Source organism: Acetobacter senegalensis, from assembly GCF_001580995.1.
In the GTDB taxonomy this organism is placed as follows: domain Bacteria; phylum Pseudomonadota; class Alphaproteobacteria; order Acetobacterales; family Acetobacteraceae; genus Acetobacter; species Acetobacter senegalensis.
Genome location: NZ_LHZU01000121.1, coordinates 34,299 through 50,435, shown reverse-complemented (window position 1 = coordinate 50,435; position 16,137 = coordinate 34,299). Strand labels below are relative to the sequence as shown.

Genomic DNA, 16,137 nt, shown 5'->3' with positions numbered 1-16,137 from the left:
TACGTCACACGGTCCAGCGCAGGAAAACGGCCCAGCGTCGGAATGGTCGCACCGCCAGTGGCAGTGGTGGGGGGTGTCTGATCTGCCATCGGCTTAGTTCCTGCGTTCAATCACGTAATAGGCCAGCGCCTTCAGGCGGTCGGCTTTTGCTCCAAACGGAGCAAGGTCTTCAATGGCCAGCTTGGTCAGCCGTTCGGCTTCCGCGCGGGCACCATCAATGCCCAGAAGGGCAACAAATGTGGATTTGCCGGAGGCTTCATCTTTCCCGGCGGTCTTGCCCAGTTCTTCAGCCGTGGCTGTAGCGTCCAGAACATCATCCGCAATCTGGAAGGCAGCACCAATGTTGGTGCCGTAGGACCGCAGGCGATGCTGAAGATCCGCATCGGCCTGACCCAGAATGGCTCCGGATTCAGCGGAATAGCGGATAAGGCAGCCGGTTTTCAGGGCGTGCAGATGGCGTACTTCGTCCAGCGGCAGGGCGCGTCCTTCGCCCTCCATGTCAATCATCTGGCCACCGACCATGCCAGCTGCGCCTGATGCGGCCGCGAAAGCAGCAATCAGGGCGATGCGGACGTTGGCACTTTCATGCGTTTGTGCATCGGCCAGAATTTCGAAGGCTTTGGTTTGAAGGGCGTCTCCTGCCAGAATGGCGGTGGCTTCATCAAACTTGCGATGGGTGGAGGGCTGGCCGCGGCGCAGATCATCATCGTCCATAGCGGGCAGGTCATCATGCACCAGAGAATAGGCGTGCAGCATTTCGACTGATGCGCCTACGCGGGCAGACTGCGCTTCGGGCACGCCAAACAGGCTGGCGGTTTCAACAGCCAGATAGCCCCGCAGGCGCTTGCCACCGCCAAGGGTTGCATACCGCATGGCTTCAATCAGACGGGCATCGCCCCCGGTGGTGGGGGGGAGAAGCGCATCAATGGCGCTTTCCACCAGCTTGGCGCGGGCAGACATGTCCTTGCGCAGCAGATCGGCATTGGCAGAAGGCTGCGTCTGGGAAGGGGAGATGGTTGTCGGGTCAGTCATCGACATCTCAATCCAAAGGTTTCATGTCCAGGGCCCCGTTGGCTTTCTGGACGATCGCCTGAACGCGGGCCTCGGCCTCGCTCAGCTTGGTTTCACAATGCTGGCGTAAAGCTGCCCCGCGCTCATAGGACGCAATGGCCTCTTCCAGCTTCATTTGTCCGCCTTCAAGGCCGCGCACGATCTTCTCCAGTTCGGAGAGCGCTTCCTCAAAGGACAAAGCCTCGATGTTATCCGCCATGGCGCAGGTCTTCCTATCCGTCATGAGGCGCAGGCATTACTCCGATAAGTAGGGGTCTGCCAAGTCTTGCTTGGGCAGATCGCCCCAGAAAACATATCGCCCTTACGCCTGAGGTATGTCTGTCCGACGTCTGATTGTGAAGGAAAGGGTGCCATTTTCATCCGTGAAGGCGACCAAAGCGTGTCCTGTTTCACGGCAAAAGACCTGAAAATCCACAATGGAGGCGCGGTCCGTGGTCAAAACGCGCAATTTTTCGCCACTTTCCATGGAACGGAGACGTTTGTTGGCTTTTAGAACCGGAATAGGGCAACTCAGGCCCCGCGCATCGAGAAGAGCCTCATTCATGACACATAGCCTTGTATAGAGAGACAGAGATGTGTGATTGCATATTTTCCTGAATTATCACATGCCGCATGGTGTTTGAGTACTGCCGGAATAAAGACGTTAGGTTCTGTATGTCAGATTATCGCCTTGGAATCGATCTTGGAGGAACCAAGATCGAGATTGCTGCCCTCGACCCCGATGGGAAAATTCTTCTCCGTCGCAGGGAGGCGAACCCCGGTTCTTATGAACAGCTTCTGGCAAAAATTCGGCAGATGGTGGAAGCCGCCAAGGCGGAGACCAGTCCGGCTGCTACGGTGGGGATTGGTATCCCGGGCGCGATTGACGCCAGAACCCGGTGTGTCAAGAACGCCAATGCGACATGGCTGAATGGTCGTCCTTTTGGGGATGATCTGGAACTGGCGCTTGGCTGCCCTGTGCGTGTGGAGAATGATGCCAACTGCTTTGCCCTCTCTGAAGCCATTGATGGGGCGGCAGCAGGGCGCAAGGTGGTGTTCGGCGTTATTCTGGGGTCAGGCGTAGGCGGTGGTATCATTGTTAACGGTCACCCGCTGACCGGCCTGCACCATATCGCGGGTGAATGGGGGCATATTCCGCTACCGTGGGTGAAGGAAGACGAATTTCCGATGCCGCGCTGTTTCTGCGGTAATAGCGGGTGTCTGGAACGTTTTCTCTGTGGTTCTGCGCTGGCTGAATCGTGGAAAGGTAAAGGGGAACGCAGCACTCAGGGGATTGAAGAGGCTGCTGCTGCCGGCGATGAGGCTGCCATCCGGGCGCTGGACCTGTATGTGGACCGTCTGGGGCGTGCCTGTGCGCTGGTGATCAACCTGATTGATCCAGATGCGATTGTGCTGGGAGGGGGCGTTTCTAACCTTCAGACAATTTACGACCGTGTGCCTGATGTGATGAAACAGTATGCCATTACGCCGACCTGTGACACCAAGTTGCTGAAAAATCAGCATGGCGACAGTTCCGGCGTGCGCGGTGCCGCGTGGCTGTGGGGGGAATAGTTTTTTCACAGACCGCGATCATTCTCAGGGGAATGCTCGTTTAAGCAGACTATCTAAATATAGGCGTCTTATTGAAGCCTGATACCGGAACTGGAAAAAGCGCCCTTTAAGGTAAAGGGCGCTTTTTTTGTATCAGAACGGAGCGTCAATATCGACGACGTCAATCAGTTTGTGGTTGACGAATTCCTTGATGCCCAGGCCGATCAGTTCGCGGCCATAACCGGAGCGGGCAACACCGCCGAACGGCAGATCCGCTTTAACCATGGTCGGATGGTTCACATACACCATGCCGGTGTAGATCTGTTCTGCCACCTTCACGCCGCGTTTTGTGTCCTTGGTGAAGACGGAGCCACCAAGACCAAACGGAGAATCGTTAGCGATGCGGATGGCATCGGCTTCATCCTTCGCGCGGTAAAGCTGGGTGACGGGACCAAAGAATTCCCAGTGACGGGCTTCATTGTTCTCGTGCAGGTTGGTCATCAGCAGCGGCTGGAAGAAGGCTCCTTTTTCCGGAACCGGCGCGCCAATTACTTCAACAACGGCACCGTGCTTCTTGGCTTCTTCAACCTGAGCTTTCAGATCATCAGCAGCTTTTTGCGAAGACAGGGGCGCAAGTGTGGTGGACGGATCCATCGGATCACCCGCCTTCAGTTTTGCCACTTCCGCTTTGTAGATTTCCAGGAACTGATCATACACGGCATCGGCCACAATCAGGCGCTTTGAAGAGACGCAGACCTGTCCAGCATTCCAATGGCGACCAAAAGCAGCCCATTTCGCTGCTTTTTCAATATCAGCATCTTCCAGAACAATGAAGGCGTCCGCACCACCGAGTTCCATGGTGGCTTTCTTCAGAGCCTTACCTGCAATGCTGGCAACAATCGCGCCAGCGCCTTCCGAGCCGGTGAGTGCTACGCCACAAACGCGCGGATCTTTCAGGATCACTTCTGTATGGTGGCGGGCTGCATACAGGTTGCGGAACGCACCCTTGGGCAGGCCCGCTTCAATCATAAGCGCATCGAAGATGGCGGCGCACTGCGGCACGTTGGATGCATGTTTCAGCAGCACCGTATTACCGGCAGAAAGCTGCGGCGCGATAATGCGGGCGATCTGATAGTAAGGGAAGTTCCAGGGTTCGATTGCAAAGACAATCCCCTGAGGCTGGTGCACCAGAACTGCTTCGCCTTCCTTGGGATCGGCAACCGGCAGTTTTTCCGGCTTCAGCAGGTTTTCTGCATTCTTGGCGTAATATTCAAAAATCTCTGCCGAGAGAATGGTTTCCAGCTTGGCTTCTTCATACAGCTTGCCCATTTCGAGCGTAAGAAGCTTGGCATATTTATCAATATCACGACGCAGAATGTTTGCCGCGGCTGTCATGACCTTGGCGCGATCAGCAAAGGAAACATGCCGCCAGGACGTGAACGCTTCATAAGCGTCATTCAGAGCGGTCTGGACTTCCTGGTCCGTTGCGTCGGGAAACGTTTTGAGTGTTTCACCGGTATAAGGGTTAGTTGTCGCGTAAGCCATAATTTCCGTAAATCCGGGGTTAGAGGTTTAACTATTAAAGAGGATGGGATGGCAGAGTACAGTGTCAAGTCCCATCAGGTGCAAGAGACGCCCCACAAAGAGACAAATAGGCGAGAGCTGAAAAAACAGCGTTGTTATTGTCCTGCGAACTATTCAATTGCACTATAATTCAGAACTTTCTTTCTGTCTGCATTGGCCTCTTTGTATTTCTAAACTGGCTGGCATGGTGATGGTTGCCAGAAAGCAAAGTCAATAGTGTAGCCCATTGTTGGCAGGCAGCAAAATGAACGTCTGATATCCAGATCAGAATGACGGCGTGCGTGTAACACGATCCCCTGACAGGCATCGGAACTGGATGTGGCCGATATGGAACGAAAGATCTTTTTAGTCACCCGAGGGTTGTCTCAACGCAACGGGAGCATGTCAAGAGAGGGGAGAAGGGTAATAAAATTTCGCCATCTAATATGAATTTCTGGTTAACAAAAGGACAGGCGGCTTTTTAGGAAGAGAGGAATGTCATTCCCTCATGAACGCGGCGTGAGAGGTATTGGTTGAGAAAATGAATAATAAAAAATTTAGTCACGCATAATAAAAGGAAGAAATGTTCAATTATAAATATTAATTTAATAATTATCTTGGAATATTTGACATTCACAAATAATTAAAAATAAGCTCGGTGAAGGCATGAAATTAATAAAACGAACAACTGAGCGTGTTCCGCTCTAAATTTCAGAACGAAAAAATGCAATTTTTATTCTTGCTCTCTTTGTTGGGTTCAAGAGATGATCTGTCTGTTGCGAAATCGAACTGAAAAACCAAGCAGAAAGCCACGTCTCTCACTTGCAAGGTGTGCAAGTGCGCAACAATGATCACGAAAAGTTGTTAATTGTTACGGAGACGCTTTTCTTTCTGCTGCTTTTCGCTCAAGCAGCCATGCAAACGGTTTCTCACCAAGGGCAGCACAATGATCACTCTAAAAACACGTCACGGTCGGTTCGTCGCTGCCATCCTTAGCAGTACTTTTTTGTTCTACGAGTATGGCTACGCGGCTCCTCTTCCTCATTCAGCCTCAAAAGGGCATGCGTCTGCGTCTCCTCATAAAGCGCGAACAGTGCGAGCGGCGCAGCCTACTCATCGTCCGGCAGGGCCGGTAAGGAGTCAGGCGGGTGAAGAAGTGGAAGTGGCTGTCAATCGTGCCGGTGGGGGCGGCATGATGCGGCGCGAAACAGCGCCCCGTGCGGTTCAGACCGTTACCAAGCGTTTTATCGCCATGCAGAGCCCGACTAATACGGCGCTGGATCTGGTGAAAAACCTGCCGAGTGTAAGTGTTTCAACAAATGATTCTTCCGGTATTCTGGGTGGAGCCATCAATATCCGCAGTCTGACCGATTCAGATATGGGTATTCTTCTGAATGGCGTGCCTGTGGCCACAGCGTATTATTTGAACCAGAACGTCGATTCAGAAAATCTGGATCATGTGAGTATCACCCCGGGATCTGCCGAAATCAATCTGCCTGTGACATCTGCCGCTGCGGGCGTTATGGACGCCGGAACCATTACGCCGGACCACAAATTTGGCGGCATGATGGATTTTTCCTATGGCACCAATAACATGTCACGCGAGTTTCTGCGCGTGAACAGTGGTGACATTGGGAACAGCGGCGTGCGGGGGTATCTGTCCTTCTCGCATGAACATGCCCGTAACTGGATTGGGCCGGGCACGAACGAAAGACGCCATCTGGATTTCGGGGCGCGCAAAGATTTCGATAACGGGTCCTTTATTGATCTGTTCGCCAGTTGGAACCATCAGTTTACGTCCATGCCGCTTTATCCGACATCACAGCAGTTTTTTGACAAGAAAAACGGGCGCGGCACTTTTTCCTACACATCCGAATACAACCCTGCCAATCCATCCCGCTACGTTGGGCTGGTAGGGAATATGTGGGACCAGTTTTTTATTACTGCGCCCGTGCATCTTGTCTTGCCCAAGAAGTTCACGTTCGATTTCAAACCGTACTATGTCTATAACGGCGGTTATTCCTACAACGGCTCACTCTTCAATGCGACGACAACGCCTGTGACGCTCGGCCCCGATGGTGCGGCGCTGAGTGGAAGTGTGCCTGCGACGTCAAATTATAGCGTGTATCGTCCTCACGCAGGGGCGGTTGCGGAACTGAGCTACAAGATTGATCGTCACAATACGTTTTCTCTCGGATATTGGTTCGACTATCAGGATAACCAAGTAAACAATCTGTATTCGATTGCGACCGAAAACGGGAACAAGAATTTCCCTTATGCGGCAGGCACAGGGTTTTATCAGAACGGTTCCCGCTACATGCCGTATCAGGGAGATTCAGGCTGGTATAACCATTCGCTTTTTGTGCGTGATGTGGCCCGTTATCTGGATAACCGGCTGGAAGTGAATGCCGGGTTCAAGGTTTCCATGATCAATCGGTGGAGCCGGAATTATGCCAGTTCCGCGCCGCGCACGGCAGAAAACACTGTTGTCCCGCTTCCTCAGTTGGGGATCGGCTACAAGATTGATGATCACAACCAGATCTATATCAATGCGGAAGGGGATTACCGTATGCCGGATCCGGGATCTCTGTCTTCCGTGTTTGATGCGCAGACAGGTAGCTATGTGGGTAATCCCTACAACGCGAAGCCGCAGTATCTGATCAAGGAAGAACTCGGCTGGCGTTTTGATAATAAATACCTGATGGCGGACCTGAGCCTGTTCAACTATTCCATCACTAACCGTCTGGTCGCAACCAGTGTGTATGTGAACAATCAGGCTATCAGCACCACCATCAATGCAGGGAACCAGACAGCGCGCGGATTTGACGCCATGATTGCCGCGCACCCCATTCATCATTTCAGCCCCTATGCGTCCATTGAGTATCTGAATGCCACAATGGACTCAAACCTGCCCACCACAGGCTTGCTGAATGGCACCACTGTTGCGGATTATCTGCCCACTAAAGGGAAAAGGGCGGTTATGGCGCCGCATGTGCTGGCGAATATTGGCCTGACGTATGATGACGGAAAGTTCTTTGGCAACTTTGCTGTGCATTATACATCCGCGCAATATACAACGTTCATGAATGATGAGAAAATTCCAGGATATTTCACGGATTCCATTACTGTTGGTTACCATTTTCCAAGTTTTGGTTTTGTTAAAGCGCCAACGTTCCGTCTGAACTTCAACAATATCACCGGCAGTTTTGTCCGCACAGGAGCCTACGGCCTGACCAACAATGCCCATGCGGCAACGGGTATTTACGGCAGCGCTATTTCTGCAAGTGGGTCTCCGACATACTATCTCTACCCGCGTTTTAATATGACAGGCACTGTCTCACTCGCATTCTGATACGTGTAAAAATGGCGGTGTTCCCGGGAAGGTGAGACACCGCCAGACTTTAAGGCCAAGTTTAGAGGCCTCTTCCTTACAAAAAGAGAAGGTTTTTTCGGGAAAGCTGAGGGAAAATCCTTCTTTTTACCTTGTTCCGACTCTAAAATGAATGAGTTATTGGAAGTTGAAGAATGCATAAAAGAGAACGTGCTTTTAAAACACTGGCGTTGTGGGGGGTGTTGACCACAACGACCATACTGGCAACGCAATCTGCTGGTGCTGCCCCGCCCAAGCTGGAGCCAAAGGTGATTGTGGTGGCCGGATGGGAAAATGGCGCAGATACCGGCGACGCTCCAGGTGAATATCAGTTCTGGGTGGAGCGCCAACATCTGGATGAGCGTGTGCCTGTAGCCGGAATTCCAACGCAGATCCTGCGGCGTAATTCGGACGGTGTTTATGGAATTGTCCTGAAGGATGGTGTGACGGATCTGGTTGCTTTGGCGCTTGATCCACATTTTGACCTTCATCATACCTACTGGATTTTTACGGGGATTTCCGGTGTTAACCCCAATGTGGCCTCTGCAGGAAGTGTGGCTTGGGCGCGCTGGGTGGTTGATGGAGATGCGCTGCGGGAAATAGATGATCGTGCCATCCCAAAAGGCTGGCCATATGGTCTCTACGCTATCGGGGCAGAGAAACCCAATACGCTTCCCAATGATCCCAACCATTATGGTTCGGTTACCGATGTAGCGGAACTGACAAAAGCATACCCGCTCAACCGGGGCTTGGAGCACTGGGCCTATACCATCAGCCGCAATGTGCCTCTGCGCGATGATCCTGTGCTAGCGGAGCGGCGGACGCACTGGGCTGGATACCCAAACGCCCAGAAGCCTCCGGTTATTCTGGAAGGCGAGACATTAGGGGCGTTGCGTTACTGGCATGGCGCACAGCGCAACCAATGGGCCGAAGACTGGGTTCGTTTATGGACTAAAAACCAGGGCCGGTTTGTCATGACCAATGAGGAAAGCCAGACCAATCAGGTAGAAATGCGGTTGCTGGCGCGCTTTGGTTACATTGATCCCGACCGTATCATGGTGTTGCGCTCGGGGAGCAATTTCAGTATGCCGCCGCCCCATATGTCCATCACGCAGTCCATGGGTGATGAAGGACCGGGGCAGGTAGCCGCCTTTGATAACAATGAGCGAGCAGGCGCCCCTGTTATCGCTGAGCTCATCGCACATTGGGATCGCTATCGCGCCCATATTCCTTCTGTTCCGGAGAATACCCCATGAGATCTTTATTCCGTTCGTCTGCGGCCTTGTTTGGGGCAGCTTTACTTGCAGGATGCGCTACGCCGTCAACGCCCCAACAGGCGACAGGCAAGCCGTGGGACATTCGGGCCGTCGTGCTGACAACTTATGAAATAGGTCAGGATAGCGGGGACCGAGCAGGCGAGTTTCAGCCTTGGGTTGAAGGGGAAAAGCTGAGCGAGAAAGTAGCGTTCCCGGCCGGTGTGCATGACATTTACACGGATCCTGCGCATCATATTCTTTATGTGGTAACAGGCACAACGCTCTCGCCAGCGGCATCCTCCGTGATGGCTTTGGGGTTTGATCCGCGGTTTGATCTGAGCAAAGCTTATTGGGTTGTGTCTGCCATTTCCGGTTTTGATCAGCAGGTCGCCTCTGTTGGTTCGGTTTCCTGGGCTGACTATGTTGTCAGTGATATCAGCAAATATATTGACCCGCGGGAGGCACCCAAGAGTTGGCCTTACGGGTATTACATGATTACGGCTGAAAAACCGAACCAATATATTACCTCAGGTAGTGATAGCCCGGATGGCAGTATTGACCATGCCATGAGCTACAAGCTTAACTCCGCTTTGGTGAAATGGGCTTACGATCTCACCAAAGATCTGGTGCTGGAAGATTCTCCCGCTTTGCAGGCAGAACGGAAACGCCGGGTTACCAAAGCTGCCAAACAGATGCCGAGCGTTGTTGTGGGCGGTGATTTTGCTGCGGATGCCTTCTGGCATGGCAAGATCATGACGCAATATGCGCGGGACTGGGTCAAAATGCTTACTCAGAACCAGAGCCAGTTTGTTGAAAGCAACATGGAAGATGCCGGTATCATGGAGGCTATGAAACGCCTGACACATGCCGGACGTGCAGACATTAACCGGGTTCTGATCTCTCGTAGTGCTTCCAATTATACGGAGCAGGCTCCGGGGCAGACAGCCGTACAGTCTGCGAATGATACGTTCTCGGGCGAAGCGCAGGCTTTGGAGAACGGATATCGGGTGGCGGCCAAGGTTCTTCACGAAATTGTGGATAATTGGCCGCGTTTTGAAAATGGAGTGCAGTGAATTCTGCGTTGCGGATTTTCAGCCTGTAGAGCGATCATTGCTCTGCTGGCTGAAAAAGGCCTGTTAAAGGCGATCCAGCCGAAGCGGCAGGACAATGCGTGCCTGAAAGCCTCTGGGTTGGATATTGCTGAGAGATAAATGGCCGTGATGGCGGGCGATAATGGCGTCAGCAATGGAGAGGCCAAGACCAAGCCCACCATCTGAGGCGCGTGCAGGGTCCAGCCTGTAAAACGGAAGAAGGGCAGAGGGCTGCAGCGTATCTGGAATACCCGGCCCGTTATCTTTGACATCAATCACGGCATGATTTTTTTCTTCATGCAGATGCACATCAACATGTGTGCCGTATTTCAGGCCATTTTCGATAAGATTGCTGACGGCGCGCTCAAGCGCTGTAGCCTGGCAAATGCATGTCAGGTGGGAAGGGCCGGTATAAGTGACATTCTGGCCTACGGCGCTGTATTCCAGGCAGAGGCTTTCAAGGAGAGAACTGAGGTCTGCATTTTCCGCGCGCTCGGCTTCTGTCTGTTCCTTCAGAAAATAGAGTGCTCCATTCAGCATTTTTTTCATGAGTGTGAGGTCATGATGCATGGCTTCGGGAGAGGCTTCTTCTCCCCCCAGCTCCAGACGCATGAAAAGGCGCGTAAGGGGGGTGCGAAGATCGTGCCCTATGGCCATAAGCATGCGTGTTCGCTCGTCCACTGACGCGGCAATGCGCGCCTGCATGCGGTTGAAGGCATGTGTCAGGCGTCTGACCTCTGTTGGGCCTTGTATGGGTATGGGGGCGGGCGAAATATCATAGCCAAAAGCGTCTGCGCTGGCTGCAATGTTCCGTAAGGGACGGCTGATATGCCAGATACTCCAGAATGTGAGGGGCAGGATGATGGCCAGGAGAGAGAGCAGGGAAATGGTGAGCGGCATGGTCAGCCGCATGATGTGATGGAAATGGAGCGGTGGGTGGTCGTAAACACGAACGCTGATGTTATCCCGAGGAAGCGAGATGTAAGTGAATGGGTTGCCCCTTGTGTCAGGTGCGCAGTTTTTGGTCTCGATATCGCGTTCGTATAGGTTGAGCCGTAGAACAAGGATCCGTTTCATGGAGTTTGTGATCGGGTTTGGAGGGAATTCCCGGCACAGGAAAGGTTGCCCGATAACGAACGTAATGTCGGCGTTTGAGATATTTTTTGCAATGCGGGCACGGTTTTCCGGCGGGGCCGCCTGCAGGGCTTGAATCCCTGTTTCTATGGCGAGGGCATTTGTCCATGGACCATGAGGAAGGGGAGGGATGTCAGGCCGAAAGAGAAAAAGCAGAAATGAAGTGATGCTCAGGGTAATGAACATGCTGAGAGAAACCAGCATGACCATCTGGCCATAGATGGAACGAGGGTAAAACCTCAGGCGTAGCTTCATGATCTGATGGTGTCGGGATCAAAAATATATCCATCTCCGCGGATGGTGCGAATGAGTTCAAGCTGACGGCCCTGATGAGACAATTTGCGCCGTAGCCGGCTGATCAAAAGATCGATAGCGCGTGAATCCACGTTTTTTTCTTCTCCATGCATACGGGCAAGGAGCTCCTCACGCGGGAAGACGCGTTGTACATTCTGGCAGAAAATGAGTAAGAGATCGGTTTCTGAGCCGGTAAGGGCAATGCGGATGCCTGTTTGAGCGTATAGAGCGCGCTTGGCAGGTTCAAACAGCCAGTTATCAAAGCGATACTGGAGCGTCTGGTCTGCTGCCGGGAGTGTAACAGGGGAGGTTGTGCGCCGCAGAACAGCGCGTATCCGCGCCCCCAGTTCTTCCAGATCAAACGGCTTGGAAATATAATCGTCCGCGCCAAGGTCGAGCCCGGAGATACGGTCCCGGAGGTCATTCAGGGCGCTGAGCATGACAATGCGGGTGTCAGAAAACTGGCGCAGGTGGCGGCAGATGGTCTGTCCGTCTTCCTGTGGTAGCATGAGGTCCAGAAGTGTCAGGTCCACAGGGGCGTTCTGTTGAACGGCCATTACCTCAGCCAGGGTGACGGCGGTCGAAACCTGATACCCTAAACGCTTGAGGTAGCGTTGGAGCAGACCGCAGATTTCCGGGTCATCTTCCACAACCAGAATGTGCGGGATCTCGGCCTCAAGTGAAGGTGTCTGTTTCTCGGATACACACGAGGAGGAGGATGGAGGATTATGTGCGGACAACGTGCTCTCCCTATCATCTGGCCACTGATGACTGGGGCTCAGGAATGGTCTGATGAAAACGCGCAGAAGACATCATTCCAAGGGGATCCCGTGGGTTGGTTGCCTGATTGTATTGCGTGAGGTGTTCAGAACACCAGATATATTACAAGAGCCTGATTGATCCCTCCAACCATAAAGACAAAAAGTTCTATGATGAAGGGGAGGGATGCTTTTGTGTCAAAGCTGAAAAACAGGAAAAGCAAATGGGGTATAAAAATGACGTAGAGGCATCGCCTGACCGATAACGGACTCATCATGTAAGATGGTATCAGATCTTAACATCTGAAACGCCTTACGAGGCAGCGATTATATTGTATGGGAGTGATTGGCTGGGAGACCTGGATTCGAACCAGGGCTGACCGGGTCAGAGCCGGTAGTTCTACCGCTAAACTATCTCCCAGCAAGGAGATTTCTGGAAACCGTTAGCGTCGGCTTCCGCGTCGGTGAGGCTCTCCTACCACCGGGAAATGGGGCGTGCAAGAGGGAATGCAAAAAGAATTCTGATTTTGATGCATATTTGTCTTGCTCCTTCGGCGTCACTCCCCAAAAATAGATCTTAACATTGTAACAACCTTTTAACTGATAGGACCGGACAGATGGATCACATCCCCCCCTGGGCCGGCCGCCCGGGCAGACCTGTCTTCGCTTCTTCTTATCCTCGGCATAATGAGGACGATCTTTTTGCGGCCCTTGATCTGGGAACCAACAACTGCCGCCTGATGGTGGCCGCCCAGACATCTGGTGGTTTTCGGGTAGTAGACAGCTATAGCCGTATGGTGAAGCTGGGCGAAGGCCTGCATCATACAGGCCGACTGGCCGAGACTGCCATGGAACGAACGCTGGATGCACTGCGCACCTGTGCGGACCGTGTAGGGCGGCGGCAACTGAAGGATATTCGGGCGGTGGCGACGGAAGCCTGCCGCCGGGCGGAAAATGGCTCGGTTTTTCTGGATCGCGTGCGAGCCGAAACCGGATTTGACATCAGAATTATTTCCGGGCGGGAGGAGGCCTGCCTGGCAGTGGAGAGCTGCGCCAACCTCATTCATAATCCACGGTTTGGCCCGCCGCGTAATCGTGCGTTGCTGTTCGATATTGGTGGCGGATCGACCGAAATTGCATGGGTGAGGGTTGATCCTTTCCGGCAGGCGCAGGAACTGATCGGGTACCTGAGTCTGCCGATTGGCGTTATTACGCTTTCCGAGCAGTTCGGCCCGGGCAGCAGCCATGATGCTGGCTGCTATAAGGAGATGGTCGCCTATATTCGGCAGTCCTTGCAGCATTTTGAAAGCGTGCATCGTATTGGGCCGGAAATCAGGCGGCGGCAGACACGCTTTATCGGCACGAGCGGCACCGTGACGACGCTGGCCAGCCTTGTGCTCAATCTGCCACGCTATGCGCGTGCGGCTGTTGATGGCTCCCTGTTACCCTCCGCTAGTGCGCGGCGTGCCGTGCGGATGCTGCAAAAAATGGGCGTGCACGGGATTGAAAAGCATCCGTGTATCGGGCCGGACCGCGCGTTGTTTGTGTTGCCGGGCTGTGCCATTTTTGAGGCCATTCACGAGACCTGGCCTATTGAAGATATCATTGTGGCTGATCGTGGGTTAAGAGACGGCATGGTTCTGCGTATGATCCGGAAGGCTGGGCTGCCACCACGGCGTTACCAGCGTTCTCCCATGCTTGGCCCCATACCTTTTCAGCACTCTATCCAAGCGACAGGATCATGAGCGAGCATAAACCCGGCGGTGGCCGGACCAACCAGCCTTTGCGTGTACCCGGTCGTGCGCGCAAAAGCAGCGCTACTCCCGGCGTTGGCATAAGCCAGGACGATTCAGATGCGCCGCGTACGCTGCGCACAAAGGCTGTTTCCCTCCGCACGGCGCGCGGGCGTACCACTGCGCAGCAGCGCTGGCTGGCGCGGCAGTTGAATGATCCGTATGTGCAGGCTGCGCATAAGCAGGGCTGGCGCTCACGCGCGGCGTTCAAGCTGATTGAGCTGGATGATCGCTTTCATCTCATCAAACCCGGTATGCGGGTTGTTGATCTGGGGGCGGCACCCGGTGGATGGACACAGGTAATTGTCAAACGCGGAGCGGAGCGGGTGGTCGGGGTGGATCTTCTGCCAGTTGATCCTGTGGCCGGGGCGGAAATTATTGAAGGTGATTTTACCGATCCCACAATGGCCGAACGCTTGACATCCCTGCTGGATGGCAAGGCTGATCTGGTGCTGTCTGATATGGCCCCCAACACAACGGGGCACGGACCGACAGACCATATGCGGATTATTGGTCTGGCGCAGGAAGCCTTGTATTTCGCCTTTGAAATTCTGGCGGAGGGCGGTGGCTTTGTTGCCAAGGTCTTTCAGGGCGGGTCAGAGAAAGAGATGCTTGATACGCTCAAGCAGGCTTTTACGCAGGTGCGTCATGCCAAGCCGCCAGCAAGTCGTAAGGATTCAAGTGAACTGTACGTGGTTGCAACCGGTTTTCGGCCAGAACGTTTGAAAGCGGCTGTCTCGGGGTAACCTGTCTGTAATGGTGCATCTGGCTGTGCTTTGTTAGGTAAGGCGCGCCAGATGAAGTGTCTGAAAATGTCCTGCGATTAAAAAAGAGGGCAGAGTTTTTTTAAGAACAGTATTTTTATCTGTCTTTTCTATTTGAAGTAAAAAGGCAGAGCGATCTTTGGTTCCAAAAACTCATTCGCGCGCTTGAGCGCCAAGGCAGATAATGAACATTTCCCTGTGAGCGGGAGCGGGTGGATATTGATCTAGTTTACCAGGAAATATATCTAACTAGATAGTGCATTTTTCTTTGGATGAAGAAGGGGGCTTGGCTCTCAGGCTGCTTGCCAGACGGAGTCAAGGCTCCATGCCGAGGCGTATGCACGCTTTTACTTTTCCTGATGAGACCGCCATTTAGAGGCTTTGATCAAAGGACAGTGTCGGGAAAATTTTCAAAAATAATAACTTCTGCAAAAGGAAGAAAAGAGTATGCATCCTCACGAAAAACGTGCGTTTGGCCGGAGTGGGCTTGATGTAACAGCATTTGCTTTCGGGACAGCGCCTCTTGGTAACTTCGCCCAGGAAGTAGGCGAGGAAAGCGCCCAGGCCATGATAGAGCGGGCGTGGAATGCAGGAGTGCGATTTTACGATACATCCCCCATGTATGGGCATGGGTTGGCGGAACTGAGGCTGGGACAAGCCCTGCGCTGGAAAAACAGGGATGATTTTATACTGTCCTCCAAAGTCGGACGACGGCTTTCAGCCGCCAAGCGGGCGGAGGTCGAGTTTTTTCCGTGGAAAAATGCAGCCCCCAACAAAATGACGTTTGATTACACCTACGATGGCACCATGCGTTCCATTGAAGATTCCTTGCAGCGGCTGGCACTGGAGCGGATTGATGTCGTTTTTATTCACGATATCGATCGTTTTACTCAGGGAGATGCTCAACCAGAGGTTTTTCGGACCGCAATGGAAGAAAGCTGGAAGGCTTTAGAGCAATTACGGTCAGAAGGTGTGGTCAAGGCGATCGGAGTTGGGGTGAATGAGTGGGAGGTTTGCCACGAGGCGCTTAAACAGCGGGATTTTGACTGCTTTCTGCTGGCTGGCCGCTATACTTTGCTGGAACAGGACGCTCTGGAGGAATTCTTGCCTTTGTGCGAGGAGCGGGATGTAGCCGTGCTGGTTGGAGGCGGTTTTAATTCCGGTATTCTGGCAAAAGGTGCGGTAGAGGGCGCTAAATATAATTACGCCCCAGCGCCCAAACATATTCTGGAGCGTGTTGCCAGAATAGAGGCGGTGTGTCGGGATCATGGCGTGCCGCTGCCCGCAGCGGCCTTGCAGTTTGTTGTTGCGCATCCTGCTGTTCCCACTTTCTGCGCCGGGACCAGCACTTTGGCGCAACTTGAGCAAAACCTTGAATGGTTCAGCTTCCCTATTCCGGCTGCTTTCTGGGCAGATTTGAAGGAACAACGGCTCCTGCGGGAAGACGCGCCCGTGCCGGTGTAGAACCGCAAAGAGTATCCGGCCAGAAAATGTCGTCACAGCGCGGATTGTC

Annotated in this window: 13 protein-coding genes and 1 tRNA gene; 7 read left to right on the top strand and 7 right to left on the bottom strand. The window is 53.2% G+C overall.

Going from position 1 to position 16,137, the window contains the following annotated elements; genetic code table 11:
• Nucleotides 1-93 precede the first annotated feature (93 nt).
• From AD948_RS06875 to AD948_RS06865, 3 genes are all read right to left on the bottom strand, one after another.
• The gene (locus AD948_RS06875) at nucleotides 94-1,038 is read right to left on the bottom strand and encodes a polyprenyl synthetase family protein (protein ID WP_211264448.1); all 945 of its coding nucleotides are present in this window, start codon (nucleotides 1,036-1,038) and stop codon (nucleotides 94-96) included.
• A gap of 1 nt (nucleotide 1,039) precedes the next feature.
• Nucleotides 1,040-1,294, bottom strand: coding sequence for an exodeoxyribonuclease VII small subunit (locus AD948_RS06870; RefSeq protein ID WP_006558654.1), 255 nt, complete (start codon nucleotides 1,292-1,294; stop codon nucleotides 1,040-1,042).
• 78 nt (nucleotides 1,295-1,372) lie between these two features.
• Complete coding sequence (locus AD948_RS06865) at nucleotides 1,373-1,615, bottom strand: sulfurtransferase TusA family protein (RefSeq protein ID WP_006558655.1); 243 nt, start codon at nucleotides 1,613-1,615, stop codon at nucleotides 1,373-1,375.
• Between the two features lie 110 nt (nucleotides 1,616-1,725).
• Here AD948_RS06865 and AD948_RS06860 point away from each other — a divergent pair, with 110 nt between their 5' ends.
• Nucleotides 1,726-2,622, top strand: coding sequence for an ROK family protein (locus AD948_RS06860; RefSeq protein ID WP_061471248.1), 897 nt, complete (start codon nucleotides 1,726-1,728; stop codon nucleotides 2,620-2,622).
• 132 nt (nucleotides 2,623-2,754) lie between these two features.
• Here the strand turns inward: AD948_RS06860 and AD948_RS06855 are convergent, their stop codons facing one another.
• Nucleotides 2,755-4,146, bottom strand: coding sequence for an NAD-dependent succinate-semialdehyde dehydrogenase (locus AD948_RS06855; protein ID WP_006558657.1), 1,392 nt, complete (start codon nucleotides 4,144-4,146; stop codon nucleotides 2,755-2,757).
• A 964-nt stretch (nucleotides 4,147-5,110) separates the two neighbouring features.
• Here AD948_RS06855 and AD948_RS06850 point away from each other — a divergent pair.
• From AD948_RS06850 to AD948_RS06840, 3 genes are all read left to right on the top strand, one after another.
• On the top strand, nucleotides 5,111-7,516 hold the full coding sequence (locus tag AD948_RS06850; RefSeq protein ID WP_248845948.1) for a TonB-dependent receptor: 2,406 nt from the start codon (nucleotides 5,111-5,113) through the stop codon (nucleotides 7,514-7,516).
• Nucleotides 7,517-7,689: 173 nt separating this feature from the next.
• A complete protein-coding gene (locus AD948_RS06845; RefSeq protein WP_248845947.1) occupies nucleotides 7,690-8,790 on the top strand; it encodes a purine-nucleoside phosphorylase in 1,101 nt (366 codons plus the stop codon).
• On the top strand, nucleotides 8,787-9,863 hold the full coding sequence (locus AD948_RS06840; protein WP_061471247.1) for a purine-nucleoside phosphorylase: 1,077 nt from the start codon (nucleotides 8,787-8,789) through the stop codon (nucleotides 9,861-9,863). The genes AD948_RS06845 and AD948_RS06840 overlap by 4 nt, the downstream gene beginning before the upstream one ends.
• 63 nt (nucleotides 9,864-9,926) lie before the next feature.
• On the opposite strand, the gene AD948_RS06835 is transcribed toward AD948_RS06840, so the two are convergent.
• From AD948_RS06835 to AD948_RS06825, 3 genes are all read right to left on the bottom strand, one after another.
• The gene (locus tag AD948_RS06835; protein ID WP_058988755.1) at nucleotides 9,927-11,270 is read right to left on the bottom strand and encodes an ATP-binding protein; all 1,344 of its coding nucleotides are present in this window, start codon (nucleotides 11,268-11,270) and stop codon (nucleotides 9,927-9,929) included.
• Nucleotides 11,267-12,049 carry a response regulator transcription factor gene (locus tag AD948_RS06830; RefSeq protein ID WP_061471246.1) on the bottom strand — a complete coding sequence of 261 codons (783 nt, stop codon included), beginning with the start codon at nucleotides 12,047-12,049 and terminating at the stop codon, nucleotides 11,267-11,269. Before AD948_RS06830 ends, AD948_RS06835 begins: the two co-directional genes overlap by 4 nt.
• Nucleotides 12,050-12,414: 365 nt before the next feature.
• A tRNA-Gln gene (locus AD948_RS06825) sits at nucleotides 12,415-12,488 on the bottom strand.
• Between the two features lie 196 nt (nucleotides 12,489-12,684).
• Between AD948_RS06825 and AD948_RS06820 the strand changes: the two genes are divergently transcribed.
• From AD948_RS06820 to AD948_RS06810, 3 genes are all read left to right on the top strand, one after another.
• The gene (locus tag AD948_RS06820) at nucleotides 12,685-13,812 is read left to right on the top strand and encodes a Ppx/GppA phosphatase family protein (RefSeq protein ID WP_061471245.1); all 1,128 of its coding nucleotides are present in this window, start codon (nucleotides 12,685-12,687) and stop codon (nucleotides 13,810-13,812) included.
• Nucleotides 13,809-14,606, top strand: a complete 798-nt coding sequence (locus tag AD948_RS06815; protein ID WP_006558665.1) for an RlmE family RNA methyltransferase — start codon at nucleotides 13,809-13,811, stop codon at nucleotides 14,604-14,606. The genes AD948_RS06820 and AD948_RS06815 overlap by 4 nt, the downstream gene beginning before the upstream one ends.
• Nucleotides 14,607-15,071: 465 nt before the next feature.
• The gene (locus AD948_RS06810) at nucleotides 15,072-16,088 is read left to right on the top strand and encodes an aldo/keto reductase (protein ID WP_061471244.1); all 1,017 of its coding nucleotides are present in this window, start codon (nucleotides 15,072-15,074) and stop codon (nucleotides 16,086-16,088) included.
• Nucleotides 16,089-16,137 lie beyond the last annotated feature (49 nt).